The sequence below is a fragment of the Paeniglutamicibacter sulfureus genome (assembly GCF_039535115.1).
Taxonomy (GTDB): Bacteria; Actinomycetota; Actinomycetes; order Actinomycetales; family Micrococcaceae; genus Paeniglutamicibacter; species Paeniglutamicibacter sulfureus.
In genome coordinates, this window is sequence record NZ_BAAAWO010000001.1 from 4347496 (window position 1) to 4372112 (window position 24617).

At 65.0% G+C, this 24617-nt stretch carries 23 protein-coding genes; 16 read left to right on the forward strand and 7 right to left on the reverse strand.

The window, feature by feature from the left end; genetic code table 11:
• Window positions 1-149: 149 nt before the first annotated feature.
• The 3 genes from ggt to ABD687_RS19665 all read right to left on the reverse strand — a co-directional run bounded on the left by ggt (window position 150) and on the right by ABD687_RS19665 (window position 4761).
• Window positions 150-1973, reverse strand: coding sequence for a gamma-glutamyltransferase (gene ggt, locus ABD687_RS19655; RefSeq protein ID WP_310288706.1), 1824 nt, complete (start codon window positions 1971-1973; stop codon window positions 150-152).
• Window positions 1974-2380: 407 nt separating this feature from the next.
• Complete coding sequence (locus tag ABD687_RS19660) at window positions 2381-3250, reverse strand: Ltp family lipoprotein (protein WP_310288702.1); 870 nt, start codon at window positions 3248-3250, stop codon at window positions 2381-2383.
• Window positions 3251-3549: 299 nt separating this feature from the next.
• Window positions 3550-4761 (reverse strand): hypothetical protein, encoded by a 1212-nt coding sequence (locus ABD687_RS19665; protein WP_310288699.1) that lies wholly within the window; start codon window positions 4759-4761, stop codon window positions 3550-3552.
• A gap of 118 nt (window positions 4762-4879) precedes the next feature.
• Between ABD687_RS19665 and rimP the strand changes: the two genes are divergently transcribed.
• The 5 genes from rimP (at window position 4880) to rbfA (ending at window position 10586) form a co-directional block, all read left to right on the forward strand.
• Window positions 4880-5458, forward strand: coding sequence for a ribosome maturation factor RimP (gene rimP / locus ABD687_RS19670; RefSeq protein ID WP_264268058.1), 579 nt, complete (start codon window positions 4880-4882; stop codon window positions 5456-5458).
• 1 nt (window position 5459) lies between these two features.
• Window positions 5460-6434 carry a transcription termination factor NusA gene (gene nusA, locus ABD687_RS19675; RefSeq protein ID WP_264268057.1) on the forward strand — a complete coding sequence of 325 codons (975 nt, stop codon included), beginning with the start codon at window positions 5460-5462 and terminating at the stop codon, window positions 6432-6434.
• Between the two features lie 232 nt (window positions 6435-6666).
• On the forward strand, window positions 6667-6996 hold the full coding sequence (locus ABD687_RS19680; RefSeq protein WP_264268056.1) for a YlxR family protein: 330 nt from the start codon (window positions 6667-6669) through the stop codon (window positions 6994-6996).
• A 161-nt stretch (window positions 6997-7157) separates the two neighbouring features.
• Window positions 7158-10034, forward strand: coding sequence for a translation initiation factor IF-2 (gene infB / locus ABD687_RS19685; RefSeq protein WP_310288694.1), 2877 nt, complete (start codon window positions 7158-7160; stop codon window positions 10032-10034).
• 117 nt (window positions 10035-10151) lie between these two features.
• A complete protein-coding gene (gene rbfA / locus ABD687_RS19690; protein WP_310288692.1) occupies window positions 10152-10586 on the forward strand; it encodes a 30S ribosome-binding factor RbfA in 435 nt (144 codons plus the stop codon).
• Between the two features lie 157 nt (window positions 10587-10743).
• Here the strand turns inward: rbfA and ABD687_RS19695 are convergent, their stop codons facing one another.
• Complete coding sequence (locus tag ABD687_RS19695) at window positions 10744-12180, reverse strand: MFS transporter (RefSeq protein ID WP_310288690.1); 1437 nt, start codon at window positions 12178-12180, stop codon at window positions 10744-10746.
• A 144-nt stretch (window positions 12181-12324) separates the two neighbouring features.
• Here ABD687_RS19695 and ABD687_RS19700 point away from each other — a divergent pair, with 144 nt between their 5' ends.
• From ABD687_RS19700 to ABD687_RS19715, 4 genes are all read left to right on the forward strand, one after another.
• The gene (locus ABD687_RS19700) at window positions 12325-12759 is read left to right on the forward strand and encodes an OsmC family protein (protein ID WP_310288688.1); all 435 of its coding nucleotides are present in this window, start codon (window positions 12325-12327) and stop codon (window positions 12757-12759) included.
• Window positions 12760-12876: 117 nt separating this feature from the next.
• A complete protein-coding gene (gene truB / locus ABD687_RS19705) occupies window positions 12877-13755 on the forward strand; it encodes a tRNA pseudouridine(55) synthase TruB (RefSeq protein WP_302263340.1) in 879 nt (292 codons plus the stop codon).
• 74 nt (window positions 13756-13829) lie between these two features.
• Window positions 13830-14204, forward strand: a complete 375-nt coding sequence (locus tag ABD687_RS19710; RefSeq protein ID WP_302262649.1) for a hypothetical protein — start codon at window positions 13830-13832, stop codon at window positions 14202-14204.
• Window positions 14201-14698 carry a hypothetical protein gene (locus ABD687_RS19715; protein WP_310288685.1) on the forward strand — a complete coding sequence of 166 codons (498 nt, stop codon included), beginning with the start codon at window positions 14201-14203 and terminating at the stop codon, window positions 14696-14698. The genes ABD687_RS19710 and ABD687_RS19715 overlap by 4 nt, the downstream gene beginning before the upstream one ends.
• Window positions 14699-14789: 91 nt before the next feature.
• On the opposite strand, the gene ABD687_RS19720 is transcribed toward ABD687_RS19715, so the two are convergent.
• The gene (locus tag ABD687_RS19720) at window positions 14790-15404 is read right to left on the reverse strand and encodes a DUF937 domain-containing protein (protein ID WP_310288682.1); all 615 of its coding nucleotides are present in this window, start codon (window positions 15402-15404) and stop codon (window positions 14790-14792) included.
• 176 nt (window positions 15405-15580) lie between these two features.
• Between ABD687_RS19720 and ABD687_RS19725 the strand changes: the two genes are divergently transcribed.
• From ABD687_RS19725 to ABD687_RS19740, 4 genes are all read left to right on the forward strand, one after another.
• Window positions 15581-16528 carry a bifunctional riboflavin kinase/FAD synthetase gene (locus ABD687_RS19725; protein ID WP_310288678.1) on the forward strand — a complete coding sequence of 316 codons (948 nt, stop codon included), beginning with the start codon at window positions 15581-15583 and terminating at the stop codon, window positions 16526-16528.
• A complete protein-coding gene (locus tag ABD687_RS19730) occupies window positions 16521-17336 on the forward strand; it encodes a class I SAM-dependent methyltransferase (RefSeq protein WP_377700271.1) in 816 nt (271 codons plus the stop codon). The genes ABD687_RS19725 and ABD687_RS19730 overlap by 8 nt, the downstream gene beginning before the upstream one ends.
• Before the next feature lie 169 nt (window positions 17337-17505).
• Window positions 17506-17775, forward strand: coding sequence for a 30S ribosomal protein S15 (gene rpsO, locus ABD687_RS19735; protein WP_264268046.1), 270 nt, complete (start codon window positions 17506-17508; stop codon window positions 17773-17775).
• Window positions 17776-18187: 412 nt separating this feature from the next.
• Entirely contained in the window at window positions 18188-18925 is a 738-nt protein-coding gene (locus tag ABD687_RS19740; protein ID WP_310288674.1) for a YceI family protein, read from the forward strand.
• Between the two features lie 214 nt (window positions 18926-19139).
• On the opposite strand, the gene ABD687_RS19745 is transcribed toward ABD687_RS19740, so the two are convergent.
• Entirely contained in the window at window positions 19140-19880 is a 741-nt protein-coding gene (locus tag ABD687_RS19745) for a hypothetical protein (protein WP_310288671.1), read from the reverse strand.
• 322 nt (window positions 19881-20202) lie between these two features.
• Between ABD687_RS19745 and ABD687_RS19750 the strand changes: the two genes are divergently transcribed.
• Both ABD687_RS19750 and ABD687_RS19755 read left to right on the forward strand, forming a co-directional pair.
• A complete protein-coding gene (locus ABD687_RS19750; RefSeq protein WP_310288667.1) occupies window positions 20203-20832 on the forward strand; it encodes a DUF4352 domain-containing protein in 630 nt (209 codons plus the stop codon).
• Window positions 20829-23195 (forward strand): multicopper oxidase domain-containing protein, encoded by a 2367-nt coding sequence (locus ABD687_RS19755; protein ID WP_310288664.1) that lies wholly within the window; start codon window positions 20829-20831, stop codon window positions 23193-23195. Before ABD687_RS19750 ends, ABD687_RS19755 begins: the two co-directional genes overlap by 4 nt.
• 216 nt (window positions 23196-23411) lie before the next feature.
• Here the strand turns inward: ABD687_RS19755 and ABD687_RS19760 are convergent, their stop codons facing one another.
• Complete coding sequence (locus tag ABD687_RS19760; protein WP_310288661.1) at window positions 23412-24107, reverse strand: hypothetical protein; 696 nt, start codon at window positions 24105-24107, stop codon at window positions 23412-23414.
• Between the two features lie 134 nt (window positions 24108-24241).
• On the opposite strand from ABD687_RS19760, the gene ABD687_RS19765 reads away from it, so the two are divergent.
• On the forward strand, window positions 24242-24568 hold the full coding sequence (locus ABD687_RS19765; protein WP_344761026.1) for a VOC family protein: 327 nt from the start codon (window positions 24242-24244) through the stop codon (window positions 24566-24568).
• The last annotated feature ends 49 nt before the right edge of the window (window positions 24569-24617 follow it).

Below are 24617 nucleotides of genomic sequence, written 5' to 3' on the forward strand. Positions count from 1 at the left end.
GTGCCGTGCTGTTCCCTGCGTCATGGGCCTCGCCGTTGCCCCCCGTCCTTCGCCGGGAATGGCGCTGCTCCGCCGAAAACCGAACCTGGAAATCCAGTGTCGGTTTTCGAGGGAGCAGCGCACCGTGCGGTTGGGCCCTGCCCGCGTGGCTAACGCGCCGGCTTGAGCACCATGGCCGAGCCGCCACCGCGACGCGTCGGTTCTGCCGCCGCCGTCATCGATCCATCAGGGCCGAACTCGATTGCCTCGAGCGCGCCGATCTCCGCCTGCGGTGTAAACGAATCGCCCGAGGCGACGAACTCATGGCCGAAGGCTTCCAAGCCGGCCCCCTGGGATTCGATAAACTCCGGTTCGGCAGTGACCTTGGCCGAATTGCGCTGCGAGGCACGCGGTGCGGCAATCGCCTCGGGCAGGCTCATGCCAAGGTCCACGCGGTTGACCAAGGTCTGCAACACCGTGGTGATGATGGTCGAACCGCCCGGCGAGCCCAAGGCCAACAGGGGCTTGCCGTCGGAGAGGACGATGGTCGGGGCCATCGACGAGCGCGGACGCTTGCCCGGTTCGATCCTATTGGGGTCGGCCGGGTCGTAGACCGTGGAGAAATCGGTCAACTCGTTGTTCAGGAGGAAGCCGCGGTCCGGAACGACGATGCCCGATCCGCCGGTCTGCTCGATGGTCAGCGTGTAGGACACCACATTGCCCTGGGCATCGGCCACGGACAGGTGGGTCGTGGAGATGTTCTCGGTGTCGGTTTCCACCGCCGGTGCGGCGGTGGCAGCCGGGCAGAGACCGTCATAGTCGGTGACATCGCCGGGGGCCACGGGCTTGGTGGCAGCCTGCTCCGGGTCCAGCGCGCAGGCGCGCTCGGCGCCGAAGAGCGCATCGGTCAAGGTGCTGGTGGGAACGTCCACGAACGCCGGGTCCCCGAGGTACTTTCCGCGGTCCGCATAGGCCAGCGCGCTGGCCTCAAGGTAGTGGTGGATGGCGGCCGGGCCTTCCATGGCGGAGAGGTCGTAGTTTTCCAGGATGTTCAGGGCTTCCCCGATGGTGGTTCCGCCGCTGCTGGAGGGAGCCATGCCGAAGACCTCCAGCCCGCGGTAGTCCACCTTGGTGGGAGCCTGGTCGATCACGGCGTAGTCGGCAAGATCCTGTGTGCTCAGGTGGCCAAAGGGCACGGGAAGCTCGGTGTCATCGGAAATCGGCGGCGCCTGGACGGCCTCGGCGATGTCCTCCGCCAGCGCCCCGTTGTAGAAGGCCTCGATACCGTCGCGGGCCAACAGCGTGTAGGTGCGGGCCAAGTCCGGGTTCTTGATGGTGCTGCCGACCTCAGGGGCATCGCCTCCGGGCAGGTAGAGCTCGCTGGTGGAATCAAACGCGGCGAAGCGCTCCTTGTTGTCCAGCGTTTGTTCGCGGAATGTCTCATCCACGACGAAGCCGCGGGTGGCTGCCTTGATGGCAGGCTGCAAGGCCTGCCCAAGGCTGAGCGACCCCCACTTTTCCAGGGCCCGCTGCCAGGTCGCTGCCGTGCCGGGAACACCCACGGATACGCCGCTGGTCACCAGTTCGGGGGTAAACGGGTAGGGTTCGCCGGTCTCGGGATCGATGAACGCGTCCGTCGGCATGGTCGCCGGAGCGGTTTCGCGTCCGTCAATGGTGCTGACTTTTCCCGATGCGGCGTCGTAGTAGAGGAAATACCCGCCTCCGCCAATGCCGGCGCTGTAGGGTTCGGTGACGCCCAGGGTGGCCGCCGCGGCGACGGCGGCGTCCACCGCGTTGCCGCCCTTGCGCAGCACGGCGATGGCGGCCGCCGAAGCCTCGGCATCGACGGTGCTCACCGCCCCTCCGGTGCCGGTGGCAGTGGCCTGTTTTTCGGTTTGCCGCGGTTCCGCGACGGCGGGGGCGGCAGTGATCGCTCCGGCGACCAGCGTGAGTGCCGCGGCGCAGGCCGAGGCATGAATAAATCTGCGTGACACAGGGTTTCTCCTTGATGGCTGTGCGAGTGGGACACTGCCAACGTATGGGCGCGGCAGCCGTCAGACCTGCCGTGACACGCCTCACATGGGGGTCTGGTTTGGGGAGGGCGCTCCTGGGCGTGGCATGGGCAGTGGAATCCGAAAGGCGCCAAAAGTCTCGCTGGCTTGGGGCGATTCCATGTGTCGCCACGCTGCTCATCGGCCAACGCCAGGAATTGCAGTTCCCGGCCGTCTATCCAACGCCGATCGCGATCGACGCTCCGCACCGGGCGGCTAGGCGAAGCCTGTCATGCTGGTTCCGGCATGACAGGCTTCAGGCAATTGCCGATTGGGACGGCGCAACCATGAGGAGTCCCGAGACAGCGGACTGCGACATTTGGCGTAGGAACCTACTGTCGGTCAGAGAGCTAGAGACCTGTCTTGCCCACGCCGTACTCTGCCTGCTTCTTCGTGTAACCCTCGTAAACGAGCTGTTCAATCAATCCCTTGCGCGAGAAGGCGGTGAATTCAAGGTATTGTTCGGCGGACTTGGCAGCCTGTTCATTCCAGTCAACCGTCACACGGTCGACCGCCCACGTTGCATCTTTGGTTGAGTAATCCTCGAACTCCAATTGCGAAATCAGTCCGGTGCGCGAGAATGCCGAGAATCCGAGGTAGTTCTCCGCGGACCGAAGCGCGTTCTGCTGACTGAGCGTTCCGGCTTCGGCTTCTGCCTTCGCTTCGGCCTTGGCACTGGCTTCCGCCTCAGCGTCTGCTTCTGCCTTGGCGCTGGCTGAGGCGTCAGCGGAGGACACTACGGGTGCCGCTGCGGCTGTCTCGCTGGGAGACGAGACTGCCGACTCCGTGGCTGTCGGAGCGGAGGACGGTTGCTCGTCGCTGCCACCACAGGAGCCAATGATTATCGAGAGCACGACAAGACCGGAGACGCCGATCCCAATTTTCTTGCCCCGGCTCATTGGCTTCTTCGGTTCTTGGTTTCCGGGGACCGAAAATCCTGCGACTGGTGGACGGCCGCCTGCGGATCCGATGGAAGGTGAGGCATGCGCTCCAGCTGCGATGAATGCGGGATCACCGGGCATCACTGACATGTACAGATACGGGTTGGCGGAGAACTCTTCCGGAGGCAAGGCCGGGTGGCCATTCTCCGAGTGAACCCACATGGGCCAGCCGGCTGGCGGGGCGCCCCACGAGGTTTCCGGCACCCACGACGGTGTGGGTTGGAAACCGGCAGGAAGGTGTTGCAGCCAAAGCGGTGGTGTATTGAAACGGACAGACATGATTCCCCCTAGTGACGATTGCGAATCGGAACTCCCAAACTTCCCCCGGCAGCCCCTACGCAGATCGTAGCCAGAGGCACAGACGATTTGGGATCTGTAGTGACAAAGCACTTCTTCGATGCTGTGGCGGACTCTTCCGCCCCGTCCTGCCGGTGCCACGGATGGCCACGAACGTCATTGGGCAGCCCCGAGTCGCTTCCGGCATCGCCGTTTCAGGCCCGATGAGATACAGATCCACACGAGGCAGCCGGAGTCCGGTGCGGACCCCCCTCGGGGGTAAAACGGTGTGCCCCTGGACGCTACCCGGCCGAAGGTGCGGGGGATGGGGACGTAGTGCCGTCGACCTGGGTGAAGTCCGGCGCGACGCCGGTGACCTGGCGGGCGTGTAGCGCTTGGGCCCAGGCGGCCTTCAACAGGTATGCCCGGGAATCCCCGGTCTGGGTTGCCGCGGCGTCCCGCAACAGCAAGGCCAATTGCGCCTCGCCGCTGCGTGCCGCATCCATGGGGTTCTGCGCTGCGTCGGCCGGCAGCTGGTAGGCGGGCTGCCGCAGGGGTTCGCAGTCGAGCTCTTCGGCGAACTGGCCTTCCACCGCCTGCGCGAAGTCCACCAGCAACCCGGACCTGTCCCAGGCGGCGGTGCGCAGACCGGCGCTGGTCCGCGCCCCGGCAACGTCGTAGGCGTAGCCCATCCGATAGGCGGCGTCGGCTACCTTGCCCAGCAGCTGGCCGGAGTCAGGTGCCTCGGGATTCGACGGTGCGGGGGAGGGGCAGGCGGAGGCGGCGAATTCGGGCATCGTTGCCAAGGCGGCGCGGTGGGTGGTGGCGCCGTCGGCGGCCGGCGCGGATTCGGTGGAAGAATCCTTCGTTGCCGTCGCAACCGCTGCGGACTCTTCGGCGATGCCGGGAGCGGGGAGGGCATCGAGGGCCGCCTGCGTTGCCCCGGAGGCGGAGAGCACGGTGCGGGCCTGGACCAGCAGCTCAATCCCGGCCCCGGAAAGCCTGCGGGCTTCCTGTTCGGGGGCCCCCAGCGACTGGGTCAGCAGGGCGTTGCCGGTCTGCGCCAGGCGCCGGGAAAAATCGGCGGCATCCAGCGGGACCGCAGCCGGATCGTTGGCCGAGGCCTCGGTTCCGTCACCCTCGGCGGCTGCCTGCGAGGCCGCCGGGATCCCTGGTGTGAGTAATTCGACATGCTCCGCCAGCATGGTGCGTGTGCCCTGCAGCGCGGTGGCCAACCTGGCGGTTCCGGAGACCTCCGGGGTGGCCGCCATGTTCTCCAGCGCATCAAGCAGGACGGGCAGGTCCGCGGCCGGATCGGGGGCCGCCTCGATGACCGGCTCGGTGCCCAGGATCGCCTGCCATGTAGGGGAATCACGGTTCAGGTAGACCGCCGTGCCGAGCGTTCCGGCGGCCACGGCAAGCATCGCCGCCAAGGCCACCAGGAGCCGCCGGGCGGCACCGCGGCGGGGTCGGCGGGAAACGCGATCACTGGGGTCAATTGGGTGCTGATCCATCACCTTGATCATCCCATGGACCCGGCCGTGGGCATGCCCGTGATGAATCGGGCAGACGGATGACCCCAAAAGTCGCTACCCTAGGATTCACAACATCGAATAATGTGGGAGGACTTTCATGACCGGCAAGCCGGCAGACATCCAGCTCGAGGCGGCCCGCCTCACCGAACTACTGGAGCCCACCGTTGCCTCCCACCAATTGGTGCTTGAAGAAGTCGAGGTCCGCCGTGCCGGGGACCAGCGCATCGTGCACGTGGTGGTCGACGTTACCGAAGGCACCGAGGGCATCCTGCTCGACCAGGTGGCCGAGGTCTCCCGCTCCATTTCCGAGGCCCTGGACAAGGACCCGCACGACACCGCCGACCCCTACGAGCTCGAGGTTTCCTCTCCGGGCACGTCCCGCCCGCTGACCCTGCCGCGCCACTGGCGCCGCAATGTCGGGCGCATGGTGAAGGTCAACGTGATTGGCGAGGACAACCTGCTCGGACGCCTCATGGAGGTCACCGAAACGGGAATCACCATCGTCCCGGAGATCACCGTGAAGAAGGGCATGAAGCCCAAGGTCGGCGAACCACGCACCATTGAATTTGGATCGATCCGCCGCGGCAACGTCGAGGTGGAGTTTGCCCGTGCCGAGAGCGCGGACCTGACTGAATTAGAACTTGACGACGAAGACGACGAAAACGTGGAGGCCTGAGTTGGACATTGATATGAGCGCGCTGCGCATGCTCGAAAAAGAACGCGAAATCCCGCTCGAGGTGCTGATCCCCACCATTGAGCAGGCACTGCTCATTGCCTACCAGAAGTCCCCGGGCGCGATGCCTCAGGCACGCGCCGAGGTCGACCGCCGCAACGGCCACGTGACGATCTTCGCCACCGAGACCGAGGAAGACGGCACGGTCATTGGCGAGTTCGACGACACCCCCACCGGGTTCGGCCGCATCGCGGCCTCGACCGCACGCCAGATCATCCTGCAGCGCCTGCGCGATGCCGAAGACGACAACGTCGTGGGCGAGTTCAAGAACAAGATCGGCGAGATCGTCTCCGGACAGATCCAGCAGGGCAACAACCCGATCATGATCCAGGTGAACCTGGGCACCGTCGAGGCCCTGCTGCCGCCGCCGGAGCAGGTACCGGGGGAGAAGTACACCCACGGCAACCGCATCCGCTGCTACGTGGTGGACGTCAACCGCGGCCCCAAGGGCCCGGCCGTCACGCTGTCGCGTTCGCACCCGAACCTGGTGCGCCGCCTCTTCGAGCTTGAGGTCCCGGAGATCGCCGACGGCGCCGTGGAAATCATCGCCCTGGCCCGCGAGGCCGGACACCGCACCAAGATCGCCGTGCAGGGCAACATCCCGGGCGTCAACGCCAAGGGTGCCTGCATCGGCGAGATGGGTTCGCGCGTGCGGGCAGTCATGAACGAGTTGGGCGAGGAGAAGATCGACATCGTCGACTTCAACGAGGATCCGGCGAAGTTCATCGCCTCGGCACTCTCCCCGTCGAAGGTCGTCTCGGTGACCATCACCGACGAGGCAACCCGTTCGGCGCGCGTCGTGGTTCCCGACTACCAGCTTTCGCTGGCCATCGGCAAGGAAGGGCAGAACGCCCGACTGGCTGCCAAGCTCACCGGCTGGCGCATCGACATCATCTCGGACGCGGTCGACGCCAAGTAGCCGCACCCCCCCCGCAACAGGGCCGTCGCGCCCCGTGGACTTTCGGCACCGCCTGGGTGCCAAAAGTCCACGGGCCGACGGCCTTTTGCTTCCTGGTTCCCGGCCCGGCAGGCCCGACCCGGGAGCCGGTCCATAGTGTTCCACGGCACGCTCCACGGATTGACGAAACGCGCTAGACTTGTCTGTGGTCCACTATGCATCGTGGTAAATCAATGTCGGAAGAAGAACCAACGTGTCATTGCAGCAACAGCCGCAGCGCACGTGCATTGGTTGCCGCGTGGTGGCGGACCAGAACCAGCTGGAGCGCTGGGTGTTGAGGGCAAGGGACGGAAAATTCGTTCCGGTTCCCGATCCCACCCGGAGCTTCCCCGGTCGGGGTGCTTGGCTGCACCCCCATCCGGAATGTGCCCAACGCGCCGTGCAACGCGGGGCATTCGCACGGTCCTTTCGGACCAACGTGGATGTTTCCGCACTTGTGGCGGAGCAGCGGGCCAAGGCAAGGGCCCAACCTGGGAAACCTGCCTGTATAAACGTCCAACCTGAAAGCGGGTCAGAAATCTGATGGAAACCCGATGAGTTCCAAGCGATGAGCGCCTAACGATGATGAATCGGTTATGCGTCGCAGCGCCTGTGGCATCCGTTTTGGATGCTGGGCTAGACAGCAAACGTTGGTTCGTGCCAGAAACTTTTTAGAAGTGGTGCGGACCTTCAGACAGGAGAAATGTGGCTAAGGTCCGCGTACACGAGCTCGCCAAAGAGCTCGGAATCACTTCAAAGGATGCAGTTGCCAAACTGCAGGAAATGGGCGAATTCGTCCGTTCCGCATCCTCAACCATCGAGGCACCGGTAGTGCGCAAGTTGCGCTCCGCGTTCCCCGACGCTGCCCCGGCAGCTCCAAAGGCAGCACCGGCAGCGAAGGCTCCGGCCGCAGCGCCTGCAGCCCCTGCCGTTTCCGCACCCAAGCCGGCCGGCACCACGCCGAGCCCGGCCCCTGCCGCTCCCGAGGCACCTGCTGCTTCGGCCCCGGCGGCCCCGGCCGCTCCGGCAGCCTCGGCTCCGGCCGCACCGCGTCCGGGTGCCAAGCCCGGCGCACCGCGTCCGGGCAACAACCCGTTCTCCTCCCAGCAGGGCATGCGCCCGGCCGGTGAGAACGCACGTCCCGAGCGCACCGAGCGTACGGACCGCCCCGAGCGTTCCGATCGTTCAGCAGCCCCGCGTCCGGGTGCCAAGCCCGGCGGACCGCGTCCGGGCAACAACCCGTTCGCATCCCAGCAGGGCATGCGCGCTGCAGGTCCCGGCGCCGGAGGCCCCCGTCCGGGCGGTCCCCGTCCCGGTGGCCCGCGTCCCGCGGGAGGTGCCGGTGGACCCCGTCCCGCAGCAGGTGCCGGCGGTCCCCGCCCGGCAGGTGCCGGTGGACCACGTCCGGGCGCACCGCGTCCGGCCGGTGCCCCCGGTGCAGGCCCGCGCACCCCGGGAGGCGCTCGCGCTACTCCCGGCATGATGCCCAACCGCACCGAACGTCCGGCTCCGGCCGGAGGACGTCCGGCAGCGGGCGGCCGCGGCGGTCCGGCACGTCCGGGCGGCGCCCCGGGCGCAGCTCCCGGTGCAGCCGGTGGCGGCGGCGGTTACAAGGGCGGCGGCGGTCCCAACCGCGGTCGCGGTGGAACCCAGGGTGCCTTCGGCAAGGGCGGCGCAGGCCGCGGCAAGCAGCGCAAGTCCAAGCGCGCAAAGCGCCAGGAATTGGAGCAGATGAGTGCTCCGAGCCTGGGCGGCGTGAGCGTGCCCCGCGGCAACGGAACCACCGAGATCCGTCTGCGTCGTGGTGCCTCGATCACCGACTTCGCCGACAAGATCAACGCCAACCCGGCAGCATTGGTCACCGTGCTCTTCCACTTGGGCGAAATGGCTACCGCCACCCAGTCCCTGGATGAGGCGACCTTTGACGTCTTGGGTGCCGAGCTCGGCTACGTTGTCACCGTCGTGTCCCCCGAGGACGAAGAGCGCGAATTGCTCGCCTCGTTCTCGATCGACTTTGACGCCGAGCTTGATGCCGAAACCGAAGACATGCTTGAGGCACGTCCGCCGGTGGTCACCATCATGGGTCACGTCGACCATGGTAAGACCCGCCTGCTCGATGCGATCCGCAAGTCCAACGTCATCGAGGGCGAGGCCGGCGGCATCACCCAGCACATCGGTGCGTACCAGATCCACCACATCCACGAAGACATCGATCGCGCGATCACCTTCATTGACACCCCGGGCCACGAGGCGTTCACCGCCATGCGTGCCCGTGGTGCCAAGGTCACCGACATCGCCGTGCTCGTGGTTGCAGCGGATGACGGCGTCATGCCGCAGACGGTTGAGGCGTTGAACCACGCCAAGGCCGCCGGTGTTCCGATCGTCGTCGCAGTGAACAAGGTCGACAAGGACGCGGCGAACCCGGACAAGGTCAAGGGCCAGCTGGCCGAATACGGCCTGGTTCCGGAGGAATACGGTGGCGACACCATGTTCATCCACGTCTCCGCCCTGCAGAAGATGGGCATCGACGAACTGCTCGACGCCGTGCTGCTGACCGCCGACGCCGCGTTGGACATGCGTGCCAACCCGGACAAGGATGCCCGCGGCATCGCCATCGAGGCGAACCTGGACAAGGGCCGCGGTGCGGTTGCGACCGTGCTGGTCCAGTCCGGTACCCTGGCCGTCGGCGACACCATCGTCGCCGGCACCGCACACGGCCGTGTGCGTGCCATGTTCGACGAGAACGGCGAGAACCTCGACGTCGCACTGCCCTCGCGCCCGGTCCAGGTCCTCGGCCTGTCCTCGGTGCCGCGTGCAGGCGACACCTTCTTGGTGACCGACGACGAGCGCACCGCTCGCCAGATCGCCGAGAAGCGCGAAGCAGCGGACCGCAACGCGGCCCTGGCCAAGCGTCGCAAGCGCATCACCCTGGAAGACTTCGACCAGGCTGTTGCCGACGGCAAGATCGACACCCTCAACCTCATCCTCAAGGGTGACGTTTCCGGTGCCGTGGAAGCCCTGGAAGACTCGCTGCTCAAGATCGACGTGGGAGAAGGCGTGCAGCTGCGCGTCATCCACCGCGGCGTGGGTGCGATCACCCAGAACGACGTCAACCTGGCGACCGTTGACAATGCCATCATCATTGGCTTCAACGTCAAGCCTGCCGAGCGCGTTGCAGACATGGCCGACAAGGAAGGCGTCGACATGCGCTTCTACTCGGTCATCTACGGCGCCATCGATGACATCGAGCTGGCTCTCAAGGGCATGCTCAAGCCGGAATACGAGGAGGCCCAGCTGGGCACCGCGGAGGTCCGCGAGGTCTTCCGTTCCTCGAAGTTCGGCAATATTGCCGGCTCCATCGTCCGCTCGGGCACCATCCGCCGAAACACCAAGGCACGCGTCCTGCGCGATGGCAAGGTCATCGGCGAGGGCCTGACCGTGGATTCGCTGAAGCGGTTCAAGGACGACGCCACCGAGGTCCGCGAGGGCTTCGAATGTGGTATCGGCCTGGGCTCGTTCAACGACGTCAAGGACGGCGACACGATCGAGACCTACGAGATGCGCGAAAAGCCGCGCGCTTAGTCATTATCAAGCGCTGCTCATCGACGGTGGGGGCCGCAACCTCACAGGGGTTGCGGCTCCCCGCCGTCGAAGCGCATTAAGCGGCACCCTTGGCGGGTGCCGGGAAAAGGAGTGAACGTGGCTGACTCAGCTCGCGCCGCAAAACTGGCCCAACGCATCAAGGTGGTCGTAGCCCAGGCCCTGGGCAAGGCCGTCAAGGATCCACGCGTGGAGGCCATCACGGTCACCGATGCGCGCGTGACCAACGACCTGCAGCACGCAACCATCTACTACACGGTCTTCGGCGACGACGAGGCGAAGGCCGATGCGGCAGCCGCCCTGGAGAAGTCCAAGGGCGTCCTGCGCAAGGAGGTCGGCAAGAACGTGACCGTTCGCCTGACCCCCACCCTGGAATTCGTTGCCGATGAGATCCCTGTCAACGCCTCGAACCTCGAGGCGCTGCTGCGGGTGGCCAAGGCCAAGGACGCAGAGGTTGCAGCACTGGCCGCAGGCAAGAACTTCGCCGGCGACGCAGATCCGTACAAGCACGATGAGGAAGACGAAGACGCCTAGGTCTTCCGTCTCTTCCGCCCGGAGTCCCGGGCACGAGGAAACCCCGTTGTGGTGCCCTGTTTCGACAGGGTTCCCGCTGCGGGGTTTCCTCGTTGTGGCTACTTGATCCGGGCGATCACCAGCTTTCCGGAGGGCATCAGTGCCTCGACGTGCGATCTCAGGTGTGGTGGAGTCCCGGAAGGGGACCGTCCGGCACCACACGGTCATGACAGGCGGCAGTGGCCTCGGGCGGAACGGGTGGGGCGCCGGCGGGCCTGGCATTGCTGATGCCCAGGGCCGAGACAATGCCGGAACCGATCATGAGCAACGCGGCCACCCATACGACACGGTGGAAGGCCGTGTAGTCCAGCACCGGGCCCGCGATCAGGCCCACGGCGGCAATGGCCAGCAGCCCCGCCACCCGGGACACCGCATTGTTGATGGCCGAACCGATGCCGCTCTGCGCCGGATCGACCGCACCGAGGATGGCGGCGGTCAGCGGGGCAACGGTCACCGCGAGGCCAAGCCCGAACACCACGACACCGGGCAGGATCTGCCGCCAGTAGTCCACCGGGTCCTCGGCGGCGAGCATCAGCAGGAAGCCGATTCCACCGATCACCGGTCCCACGGACATGAACAGCCTTGGCCCGTACTTGCCAGACAACGTCCCAAAGAATGCGGAGAGGGCCAGCGACATGAGTGTCAGCGGGATGGTTGCCATCCCCGCGGCAAACGCGGTGAAGCCCGCAGCCTCCTGCAGGAAGACCGGAATGATGAACGTCCCGAGCGTGATGCCGGCATAAAACGTCGCGGTGGCCAGGTTCCCGATGCCGAAGTTCCGCTCCCGGAACAGATGCAACGGCATCATCGGATGCGGGATCCTGGCCTCGCGCCGGATGAAAGCGGCAAGGCACGCCAGGCCCGCAACGAACGGCACATAGACGATCGGATCTCCCCAGCCCCGCTCGTGCTGGAAGATCAAGGCAAACACGGTTCCGCCAAGCCCGAAGGCCGCCAACAGGGCGCCGGGGATGTCGATTGACCTCCGGGTGCCATCCCCGGCGGGGTCGTGAAGCCTGGCCAACAGGAGCATGGTGAGGGTGATCGGCAGGACGTTGATGGCGAACACCAGGCGCCAGGAGACGGTGTCCACCAGCAGCCCGCCAAGGAGCGGACCGGCAACAAACGCGGTGCCCGTCCACCCGGTCCAGTTCCCGATGGCCCGCGCCCGGGGTCCCTCCTGAAAGGTGGAGGTGATCAAGGCCAGCGAGCTGGGGACCAGCAACGCTGCGGCGGCACCCTGCAGCAGGCGCGCTGCAATCAACACGGCCCCGGTCGGCGCCGCGGCACACAGGAGCGAAGCGATTCCGAAAAAGATCAGCCCAATCCGCAGAATCCGCACCCGCCCGAAAATGTCTGACAGGCTTCCGGCGACCATGATCAGCGAACCGAGAGTGAGCAGGTATCCGTCAAGTACCCATTGCTGGGTGGTGATGCCTCCTCCCAGCTCCCTGGCCATGGCCGGCAGGGCCACATTGACGATTGAGCCGTCCAGGAAGGCGACAAAGGATGCAAGGACGGCGACCCACAGCACGGTGCGCTCGTGCCCACTCATGATCTCCATCCCCCTTGTGATTCCCCGGCATCCCTTGCCCCGACGGTAGGGGCCGGGCCCAAGGCAAGTCAATGCCCCCCCTGGATCGACTACGGGGCCGGGCAGTGCGACATTGCGGGCGGGCCTTCATGCGAGGATGGTTTCATGAGCGAAAACAGCAAAGAACTTCGACAGATCAGCCTCGAACGACTCTCCTCCATGCACTACCGCGCGACGAACCCCGAGGGAGCCACCGTCGAGTTCGGGCAGGGCGAGGGGCTGATGACCCCGGTGGAGCTGCTGTTGGCGGCCATTGCCGGCTGTTCCTCGATCGACGTTGACGCTGCCACGACGCGCCGCACCGAACCGGAGCGCTTCGTGGTGACTGCCCAGGGGGACAAGATTGTCGAGGACGGCGCCGGCCGGATGGACGATATCCGCATGTCCTTCGATTTGGCATTCCCGGATTCGGAGGAAGGCCGCAAGGCCGCCGGCATGGTCGAGCGGATCGTGAAGCTATCCCACGACAAGTACTGCACCGTCTCACGCACCGTCGAACTGGGTGCGGCTGTCACCAGCAGCGTCGTGCAGCAGGACTGAGTCCGGGCGCGACACCGGCGATTGGCCGTGGCGTGGAACTAGGCAAGGCAAAAGCGCCCAGGGAACCGGCCTATACTGGAGGGCGTGAAAACAGCCGCGCAGAACCCCACGGAACCCATTGGCTCAGGCCTGGTCATTGTCGACAAACCGCAGGGTTGGACGAGCCACGATGTGGTGGGCCGTACGCGCCGCCTGGCCGGCACCCGCAAGGTCGGTCACGCGGGCACGCTGGACCCGATGGCCACCGGCGTGTTGGTGCTGGGCATCAACAAGGCCACCCGCCTGCTGACCTACATCGTGGGCGCCAACAAGACCTACACCGCCACCATCCGCCTGGGTGAGTCGACAGTCACCGACGACGCCGAGGGCGAGATCGTGCAGGTGCGGATCGCCGCTGCCGTCACCGAGGACGCGATCCGCGACTCCATTGCCAAGCTCACCGGCCCCATTGAGCAGGTGCCCTCCTCGGTCAGTGCCATCAAGGTCAATGGCGAGCGGGCCTATGCCCGCGTGCGTGCCGGGGAAGATGTGAAGCTGGCCTCCCGCCCGGTCACCATCCACCGCTTCGAGGTGCACGACATCCGCCGCGAACGCGGCGGCAAGGTACTGGACATCGACGTGACCGTCGAATGCTCTTCGGGCACCTACATCCGGGCGCTGGCCCGCGATCTGGGCGAGGACCTGGCGGTGGGCGGACACCTGACCGCGCTGCGACGCACCGAAGTCGGGCCCTACACGCTGGAACGGGCGCGCACGCTGGAGCAGCTGGCCAAGGACTTCGAGTACCTGCCCCTGGAAAAGGCCGCCGATGCGCTCTTCACCCGGCGCGACCTCACCGAGCACGAGCGCACCGAGCTCTCCTTCGGCCGGAGGATCGGGCTGAACGAGACCGAGGACGTGACCGCGGCGTTTGCCCCGGACGGGACCCTGGTGGCGCTGCTGAAGAACAAGGGCGAGAACGCCAAGCCCGAACTGGTGTTTGCCACCGCATCCTAGGTGCCCACGCACCGGAAGGCACCGGTGGCCGGGGTATTGGATGAACGAATATCTTCTAAGGAGCAACTTCCGCCGTGATCGTTGACGGATTCTTTATTGCCGGGGCCATCCTGTGTGCCGTGGCCGTGCTGCTGGGCGTGGTCGCAACCATCATCCGCACCTACCCGGACGACTTTGCCCTGGTGTCGGTGGCGCTGCTGGAGGTGTTCCTGGTGGTCTACGGGATCGCCGCGGCCATCCGGCAGGCCGGGGGACAGCCGATCAGCGGGGAACCGTGGGAGTTCTGGGGCTACCTGCTTACGGCGCTGCTGATACCGGCGCTCGCGTTCATCTGGGCGGTGACCGACAAGTCCCGGTACTCCAACACGGTGTTGGCAGTCTCCGGGGCGATCGTCTTTGTCATGCTGTACAGGATGGAACAAATTTGGGACGGAGCACTGCCGGCATGAGCGAGCAGGGAAAGAACACGGTGAAGCGTTCGCGCATCGCCGACGCCGCAACACGCGGCGGAAAAAAGGCCGGCCGGTCCAACGGCGGGCGCAGCTCGGGACTGGGCCGGATCATCATTGCCGTGTACGGGGTGCTGGCGCTTTCGGCCACGGTCCGGGCCGTTTACCAGATCATGCAGGACTTCTCCGCTGCTCCTCTGGCCTACCTGCTCAGCGCCCTGGCCGGGCTGGTCTACATCGTGGCGACCCTCGCAATGGCCTCGAAGAAGCCGGGCAGCTGGAGGCTGTCGTGGTACGCGGTGCTGTTTGAGCTCATCGGCGTGCTGGTGGTCGGGACGCTGAGCTTCGTCCTGCCGAGCCTCTTTGCCCACCCCGCCGTATGGTCACACTTCGGTTCCGGCTACGGCTACGTGCCGCTGGTGCTGCCGCTGATCGGCCTGTGGTGGCTGGCGCGCCACCGCATGAACGGCGGACAGGCGCAGCCCGCGGTCTAGTTCCACACTGACGCGAGGAGCCGGAGTTCCCGCGCCCCGCCCATGGGGGCAGCGCGCGGGAACTCCGGCTCCCGTGTTTGTGGAGAGGGGGCTACTTTTTGCCGAAAAGCCCGCCGAGGATTCCACCGAGGTCCAGGCCTCCGGCAGCCTGGCCCTGCTGGGGCTGCTGTTGCTGGGTGTTTCCGCCGCCGATCAGTCCGCCCAGGATCCCGCCGAGGTCAAGGCCGCCGGGCTGTTGTCCTGCGGCCCCGCCCTGGCCGCCCAGTAGCCCGCCGAGCATGCCGCCCAGCCCGCCCTGCGAGGAGGACAGCTTCTTGGCCAGATAGGACATGACGATCGGGGCCAGGATCGGCAACGCCTTTTGCACCAGCGATCCCAGGTCGACTCCGCCCGGTGCTGCGCCGTTGAGCTGTGAGGCAAGCGCCGGCTGGTTCTCTCCCATGGCGTGGTGCACGATCTTTTCGCCGTCCGCGGTGTCAACGGCGTCGATGTCGACTCCGCCGTCCAGGAATGTCGCGTCGTGCTGCTTGATGGCCGAAGCCAAGGCGTCCTCGCCCTCGGGGGAGGCGGCATTGTTTTGCAGCCCGGCCAGCAGCGAGGGAAGTGCCGTGGCTGCCGTGGCGCGGGCGGTGTCGCGATCGACGCCCAGCTTCGCGCCGAGCTGGTCAAGGGGGATCATGTCAAGCAGTTCATTCAAGTCGGCCATCAGGGCTCCTTTGCCAAACGGGCCGGTCGGATTTGCGGCCACGCGCCCATCCTATGTCCCACGCCACGTCAATGGGCGCAAGGTGGACACAGGAATCGGCACTTGGCGTATTTGTCGTTCATAATGGTTATGGCCGCTCTCAACGCGGCCGCCCGGATGACCAACGAAGGAGCAACGTGCACTATTGGAAAGGCCTCGAAGCCGTACCGCCCGGCATCGGTCCCTCGGTAGTGACCATCGGCAACTTCGACGGCGTCCACCGCGGGCACCGCGAGGTACTCGCCGCCGTGGTGGCCACCGCCCGGGAACGCAAGGCCAAGGCCGTTGCCATCAGTTTTGACCCGCACCCCTCCCAGGTGCACCGCCCCGACGACGCCCCCGAACTCATCATGGGACTCGAAGACCGCATCGAGACCCTCGCCGAGGAGGGCCTGGACGGACTGCTCATGATCCGCTACACCCTGGACTTTGCCCGGGCCACCGCCGAGGAATTCGTCGCCAAGGTCATTGTCGGCGCGCTGAACGCCTGCACCGTGGTGGTTGGCCACGACGTGCGCTTTGGGCGCAACAACACCGGGGACTTCGACGCGATGGTCGAATTGGGCAAGCAGTACGCGTTTGACGTCATTGGCGTCGAAGACGTGGGAGAGCACCGCCGCTGGTCCTCCACCTGGGTGCGCGAGGCGCTGAACCGCGGGGAAGTTGCCACCGCCGCCCAGATCCTCGGCCGCCCGCACCGGATGCGCGGCGAGGTAGTGCACGGGGCCGCGCGCGGCCGCGAACTCGGATTCCCCACCGCAAATCTTGACCCTTCGGCCTCGGGCATCATCCCCGCCGACGGCGTGTACGCCGGGTGGCTGGTCGATGAGGCCCAGGTGCGCTGGCCCGCCGCTATCTCCGTGGGATCGAACCCGACCTTCGAGGGGGTCAGCCGCCAGGTGGAGGCCCACGTGATCGACCGCCCGGCCGAGGGCGTGGAGGACTTCGACCTGTACGGGCAGCAGGTCGCGGTGGAGTTCGTCGAGCACCTGCGACCGATGGTGGCCTACCGCGGTATCGAGGCACTGATCGAACAGATGCGTGAGGACGTGGCACGCACCCGTACCGTCCTTCTTGATGCCTGATTCGGGCCCCGGGCCAACCGGGGCAACCCCGCGGCCGGTCCCCGGGTTGCCCGCCCGCGCCTTCACCATGGATGCCAAGCGCCGCCGGGAACTGGCCAGGGCGTTCAAGGCCGGGGGAGCGCACTACGACGCCGTGCGCCCGTCCTACCCGGATGCCGCCCTGGACTTCATGGTGCCCCCGACCGCGCGCGATGCCGTGGACGTGGGGGCCGGCACCGGGATCTTCACCGCGCAGCTGCTGGGCCGCGGCCTGAAGGTCGGCGCCGTGGAACCCTCCGAGGACATGCTTGCCGTGCTGCGCGATCGGCTGCCCGAGGTTGACGCCGTTCCCGGCACCGGGGAAGAGACGGGGCTGGATGCCTCGAGTGCGGATGTCATCACCTATGCCCAGGCGTGGCACTGGGTGGATCCGAAGGCCGCCAGCGCCGAGGCCTCCCGGTTGTTGCGCCCCAACGGCCAGCTTGCCTTGGTCTGGAACCAACTCGATGTCTCGGTGCCCTGGGTCCATCGATTGGCACGGATCATGCATGCCGGGGATGTGCACCGCCCCGACTTCGTACCTCCTCTGGGTCCGGAGTTCCACGCGCCCGAATCCGGGACCTGGACCTGGGAACAGGCGTTGACCCCTGAGCAGGTCATTGCGTTGGCCAAGTCCCGCAGCTACTACCTGCGCGCCGGGGCGGCGACGAGGGCCCGCGTGGAACACAACCTGACGTGGTATCTCTTCGACCACCTCGGGCATGTCCCCGGCGTCCCCTTTGGCCTGCCGTACTTGACCCATGCATGGCGGGCCCGCCTGCGCGCCTAAGTGTCAAGCACGAAGACGGACACCCGGATTCATGTGGCTTGGGTCGCAAGGGTGCCGAGGGCAGGCATCCGTTTGCTAGACTTATCTGCGGTGCCCGCTGCAGTCCGCGGTTGCGAGTGCACCTGCCGGTGACGGTGTTTTGAAACGCGGTACAACTCTAGGAGTTATTGTGGCATTAGACGCCGCTATCAAGCAGGAAATCATGAAGGCCTACGCCACCAGCGAAGGCGACACCGGTTCCCCCGAGGTCCAGATCGCCGTGATGTCGCGCCGCATCCTGGATCTGACGGAGCACCTGAAGATGCACAAGCATGACCACCACACCCGCCGCGGCCTGATGGCCCTGGTTGGTCGTCGTCGTCGTATGCTCGCGTACCTCAAGGGTGCCGACATCGAGCGTTACCGTGCGCTGATCGAGCGCCTCGGCCTGCGTCGCTAGGTTTGATTGAAATTCCCCGGTTCCCGTCAAAGGGAACCGGGGAATTTTTTTGCCCGAAATCAGAACTCCAAGGGACTCTGGTTCTTGGCGCGCAACGGGTAGTGACTCTCGCGGCATCGCTCAAGACAGCTGGTGTTCCGCTGTGAGCACTGCTCACGCTACGAGATCGGATACACAGAGAGATCGATGACCGAGGCATTCTTCACGCCCCATAGGCCGGTGGGACGACCGCTCGCCACACGCCGGAAATCATTGCAGCCGTGCTTCTGCATCTTCCCTGTGTGTGGTCTGTGCGTTTTGAGTGAAGATGGCGGGGAATCGCGGAACTCGCGAAGAGGTCCTGCTAGCGATGGAATACTTTTAGAGTCAAGTAAAGTTCGCCGCCGGACGGCGTGATCGATCAGGAGATTTCTTGCCCGACCAGCAAGCGCCATCCCGCCCCAAGAACAAACGACTCTTATGGATCATCGCCATTGCGGTGGTGGTGGTCATCGCCGGTGCCTTCATTGGCAGCCGCATTTATGCCTCCAACGTCTCGGCACAGGCTGAAGCTGTGCCAACGCTGACGGAGGCGCCGAGCGCTGCGGCGACAAGTGGTTCGCCGGAGGCCGGCGAGGCAACGGCTTCCGCTGACCACGACGGAACCTGGACCGTTGGTTCCGGGTCCTACGCAGGATACCGACTCGACGAGGTCCTCAATGGTGCAGACGTGACAGTCACCGGCCGCACCGAGGATGTCAATGGCTCCTTGACGGTCGCCGACGACCAGCTCACGGCCGCGGATCTCACGCTTCAGGTGGACACCATCACCACCGACTCGAACCGACGCGACCAGTACTTCCGCACCTCGGCCGTTGATACGTCGCAATTCCCCGAGGCGAGCTTCACGCTCACGGAGCCCGTTGACGTGTCCGCGACACTCGAGGGTGGTAACCAGACCTTCCCCATCAAGGGTGACTTGACGCTCAACGGCCAGACAGTGTCCGTCAAGGCCAACGTGCAGGGTGCATTCAGCGAGGGTGAAGCACAGTTGGTTGGCCAGATCCCCACGACCTGGGAGGAATTCGGTGTCGAAGCACCGAACCTGGGGTTCGTTGCCGTGGAGGACACCGGCTTCATCGAATTCTCGCTGAACGTCACGCAAGACTAAGAACCGCATGCAGGGTGGGGCCATGAATCGGCATTAGTGGATTGGCCAATGGCAGTTCTCGGACCCGCGCATGGTCGGGGGTACCGATCCCCGGTTCCCAATTCGTTGGGAGCCGGGGACCCTACTTGTGCAGAGTCGGTCTACAAGGTCGGAACCCTGCGGGCAGATGCCGCGGGCCCGGGAATCGAGATTCCAGGGCCCGCGAAGAAACAAACTACTTCGAGACGCTCTTCGTGGTCGTCGACGCTGCCCAGGTGGCGGTCGGGACGTGCAAACGGTAGGTCTTCTTCTTCGACTGCTTGACGGTGACGGTGACGGTGGCCTTGCCCTTGGACAGGTTGACCGTCTTGATGGTCTTCCACGTCTTGCCGGACTTCACCTGAAGCTTGGCACCCTTGGCGTTGTACTGCGCGTAGCGGTACTTCTCCGGCGAGTATACGTGGGCCTTGGCCGTCAGGGTGACCTTGGAACCCGAACGCTTTGCGGTCAGCGTGCTCTTGGTCTTTCCGCGGACGTAGAAGGACTTGCTGGTGTTGTCCGTATAGTCGCTGTAATCGCTCCAGTATTCCCCGAAGTACGAGTCGTAGTAGTCGAACTCCGCGAAGATTTCGGCAGGACCAACTTTGTATGTGCCCAGTCCGCTGAAGGACGGACAAATCATGGCGCGATCGGTGATCTTGCGTCCTTCAAACCCGAGCATGCTGACCAATCCACCGTTTCGAGTGACGTCAATTGACCCGAAGGAATCGACAAAGTCCGACTTCACCTTGGTGGAAGCAACGACGGTGAGGTTCCGGCAGTTTGAATCCGAAACGGTGATGTCCGAGACCTTGTAGCCGGTGATATCGATGGGCCGTTCGCTGGCCTGGGCCGGTGTCGCCGTAGCGAGCAGGCCGACGGCCAACGCGACGGCGAAGCCGAGGCCGGTGCCACGGCTCAGTAATGACTTGAACATGCTGGTTCCCCCTGGAAAGTGCGAGTGACATGCCGCGGACGACATGCCTGACACACAAAGCGTACCTAGTGGCCGCGACGATTTGGACGTGATGGGCACTGCCGCGTCACGAATCCCTTTATTCCTGAGGCGCTGAGAGGTTCCGGACATGCGCCGGGGCGATGACCGCGCCTCGGCACGCGGTGACTTCGCGCCGGCAAACGACCTGTCCCGGATGCCTTTACAACCTTTTTCCAAGGTCCAACGGTGAAGCTGAAGCACGTGACATAGCTTTTTGGGGGAGTCTATGTATCAAGATGGTGATGGAGCGGCGGAACGGGGATTGAGCCGGCGCCAGTTTGGCCTGTTACTCGGTTGGGGTGCCGTCCTGGTGGCCGCACCGGGCGTTTACGGCATCGTGGCAAAGAGCTCCGCGAGCCTGGCAACACGAGTCTCCACGACCTTCGGTTCAATAGCCGTGGTGCGCTCGGGACGACTGGCCCGTTTGGACGGACTGGGAAAACCGGCATTCAGCGGACTGGCAGCCGCCGTTTCCATCATCGAACACGGCGGCGGCGTGCTGCCGGTGAAGATGGCCCAGGCCGCCGGGGGTGGCCACGGCCACGGCGGGGAAGCACCGGTTCCCTCACTACCGGGATCGACCGAACCGATGAACCTGACGTGGCCGGATGTGGTCGTGCTGGAAGTAAACATCCGAAACGACGGGCAGGAACCCGTGTTGTTCAGCCCCGGGCAGCTGCGCCTGAGATTGGCCGGAACTGAAACCACGATCACGCCGCAGGATTCCGACCACACGACGGGAACAGTCGCGGTTGGTGCCTCCGAGAGCATATATGTCAGCTACCTCGCTCCGCGCACGGGTGCCGGCCTGCAACTCGAATTCAACGACGTGCAACGTGACGAGCGCTTGGCGCTGGATCTGCCGGTCATGATGATCGGAGGTGCAACATGAGTACCCTGGATGTCCACATCAACGAGGGCTTTCTGCCGATGGTGGATGGATCACTGGTCTACCACAGGGGCTTCGGCGACCGGCGGAGTGCTCGGGGGGATGCACGGCCCGCGCTGGCCATCAGCCCCCGTGTCTTCACGGCCCAAGGCACCCTCGTCGCGAGCAGAAGCTACCCCGTGGGCGCGGCCAAGCCACCGCGCGGCAGGCCCGCCCCGCTGCGCCTCGATCCCGAGAACCCGCGGCAGTACCTGGTGAGGCGGGCCCACTGGGCGAGCTTCTTCCCGGACAGGACCCTGATAGCGGAGACCGGAAGCACGATTTCGGTGCGGGTCCGCAACAATCTTCCGCAGGCGCACGAGCTCCGCTTCCACAATGCCGGTGCCGCCGGTGCGCCAGGGACCGCAAGGCCGCACGTCGGGACCGGTCCAATCGCGCCCGGAGCCTCAAGACTCCTGCAATTCCCAGCTCCCGCGCCGGGGACGTACCTCTATTCAGACCCGGGGAATGCCTCGGTGGAGCGGACCCTGGGTCTCTACGGCGTACTGGTGGTCATCGACCCACGGAACGCCTGGCGGCTCAGTGCGCGCGGTCCCGAGTTCGAGCGTCAGTGGCTCTGGATCTGCCACGACGTGGATGCCAACTGGGCACGGATCGCGTCGCAGGGGCAGATCGTGGATCCAGCCCGGGTGCCGGCGCAACCGCGGTATTTCACCCTCAACGGCTACTCGGGATTCCAGGGGCTTGGGATCACGATTGACGAGGAATTCAACAAACGCCGGGAGGAAGAGTCCCTGCCCTCGGGGCTGCCACGTGAAACCGACGTGCGCAACTTCAGCGCCTCCCCGTCCGCCGGCGCCGTCCGCACCGGCCACCTGATGAGAATGGTCAACGCGGGGATCGTGGACCACCAGCTGCACTACCACGGGAACCACGTCTGGACCGTCCGTTCCAATGGCGAGGACTTTCCTCGCAGCAGCGGGCGCGTCACGCCCGGAGGGCGGGTGGTCCTGCAGCACTGGGAGGACACCATCCATCTGAGTCCGTTGGAACGTACCGAGTCGATGCTCCCGGTACGCCGTCCGCCCGACTCGGTGGATCAAGTGTGGAACGCGAGGAGCGGGGATTGGAAATACCCCATGCACTGTCACGCGGAACCTTCACAAACGGCGGCGGGAGGCCTCTACCCAGGCGGATTGATGAGCGACTGGACGCTCGGCGGGCAGACCACGCCGGAGTCCGGCCTGCCGGGAACCGTCGAAGACGATGCCCACCATGAGTTCCGCAGCCAGGTGGATTTCTCCTCGGACCAGCCCCACGAAGGCAGCCCGGAAACGGAATTCAAGCTCCGGCCCGACGTGAAGATGGAATTCGATTTCTTCAGCCGTGAACTCGATTTCCCCGATGGGTCCGAGCACGACGTCTGGAGCTTCGAGAACGGGAAGTCCGGCCGCGCGCTACCCGGCCCGCTGGTGCGGCTCACTGAGGGCCAACTGTTCCACGGGACGATCAAGCCCAGCAAGAAGGTGCACACCATCCATTGGCACGGCATCGAACCGGACCCGCGCAACGATGGGGTCGGCCATACCTCCTACGAGGTCACTGGCGACTACACCTACCAGTGGCGGCCGGATGTCGCAGAGCGGGGAAATCCCAACCGTGGGTCCTCCGGAACCTACTTCTACCACTGCCACGTCAACACGCCGCTGCACGTCCAGATGGGCATGTTCGGGCCCATCATCGTTGACCCACGCCTCGATCCAGCGTCGCCGGCACCGGCGGGGACGCGCCGCTACTCGGCCGAGGGACCGTACTACGACATCGCAACCGAGACGCTGCTCGCCCCCTACTCCCTCGATCCGCGCTGGCATGAAATGAACCATGCCGCAGGGCTCTCCGGTGAGGACGCGGGCCTCAACCGATACCTTCCCAAGCACTTCTACCTGCTTGGCGGAGCGGTCGCGTCCCGTCCAAGGGGCGACAGGGTCTGGTCCATCAAGTCAATGCGGGCCAATGTCGCGAGAGGGACGAAGAGGCCCACCTTGGTCCGGATGATCAATGTCGACTACTTTCCCACACGCACAAGAGTAATGGACGCGGCCGGCCGGCTTGTGCCCATCGTCGAATTGCTCGGACACGACGGGCGGCCATTCTGGAATACACCGGCGGCCAACGGGCCGGCCGTGCACCCGAGCACGGCTGGACAACCCCTGCTAACGAGCACCATCCTCTCCGGGGCGGCCGAGAAATTCGACTTTCTACTGCATCCGCCAGCCGCGGGGAAGTACACCATCACTGTCGATTTCCTGCACTGGGTCACCGGCGCGGTGCAGGCCACCCGCACTGCGGCCGTCACCGCAGCCTGAGAAACGTGCCTTCACACACCGGTGCCAGGCGCACCTCCAGCTAACTGGCTCGGGTGTTCAGCGGTCCTGAAGTTCTGAGAAACCTGCCCACCAGCTCACGCGGGCAGCTGATCGCTCCGCCCGCTGGTGCCGTTGGCAGTCGTGGGATTGCTGCCTCGCGGCTGGAGTTACTCCAACTGCACATTTTCTCAGTTCGCGGCTCGTATGAGTCGGTCACTAAAAATTGCACTGCCTACCGAAGCTGTCAGCAGTTTTCCCAGCCCAGACGACACCGCCGCCGGAGCAGAGCATCACCTCGAACGCCAAGCCATCTCGCTGGGCCCGGAGACGGCGTCCATCGTCCTCAATGACGTCCCAACCTGTCGATGGCAGCACTGAACGATAGTGCTGCAACACATCAATGTCTTCTGAGATGACAAACAAGCGGTCACATCCACCCACACCACTTTCCCCTCCACCACTGAAGTATCCGATGTGCTCGATGGAATCAAAAATCCGCTGGGACTCGATCTCCGCGGCTGCAGCCTCAGCCGCTTCTGGATCGCTTGAGTCGATGCTCACGTATTGCGGGGTCGAATCCAATTGGACCTCAATCTTCTGCCGCAGGGCCAATGGAGTGACAGCGAGCATTCCGAGCAACATGAGGAAGGGGACGGCTATGGCCATCAATCGCATCCATCGCAATCGGGCAACTATCAAGGCGATCACTCCAACCACCACGACCGGAATGAGGGCCACTCCGGAGAGGCCCGCCGTCAATCCCCAAACCAACCCCATGAGGGCGGTGTCGGTGACGTTCCCGTATTCCGCCGTGAAGGCGTGGTGGGCCAGCACAGCAAGCAAAGCAAATGCCGATTCAACGGCGAGAAGTACAGCAAAGGTAATGCCCGGGCGAGTGGTTGTAGTTTCCATGGCTCAGTCTAGGTCCGCAGGATCTTAATATCTACAGTTGAATTTTGAATTCTTGTCACTTTTTGCCATCGATAGCGTAACGGCCTAGGTTTCATTGCCAAGCATAGGAATTGTTCTCTATGTCGAGTCGATTAATGCTGGCGGCTCTCGTTGTTGACCAACAGTTCCAGCTCTGCCGTAGCTATCTCAACGGCCCAAGATCTCTACTTCCGTGGGTACATTTCAAGCCGCGGCTTGAAAGGGTGGTTGCCTCATTCATCGACTTAGCCGCGGGCAAGGTTTCGGTGCGATCGGTAGTCCTGGTTCTTCGTCGACGGGTGGACGATGCATACCGGAGGGCACTCGACGCCGGTGCTTCGAGCGAGAGTGCGCCGGCCGACATGCCATGGGGCGAGAGGGTTGCGCGTGTGCGAGATCCGGACGGCTTCTTGCTCAACCTGGGTTCCGAGTCCACCAGATGAACGCTTCCTGCACCGTGAACGGCACCAGCGGGACTGCTGCGTGGACAGC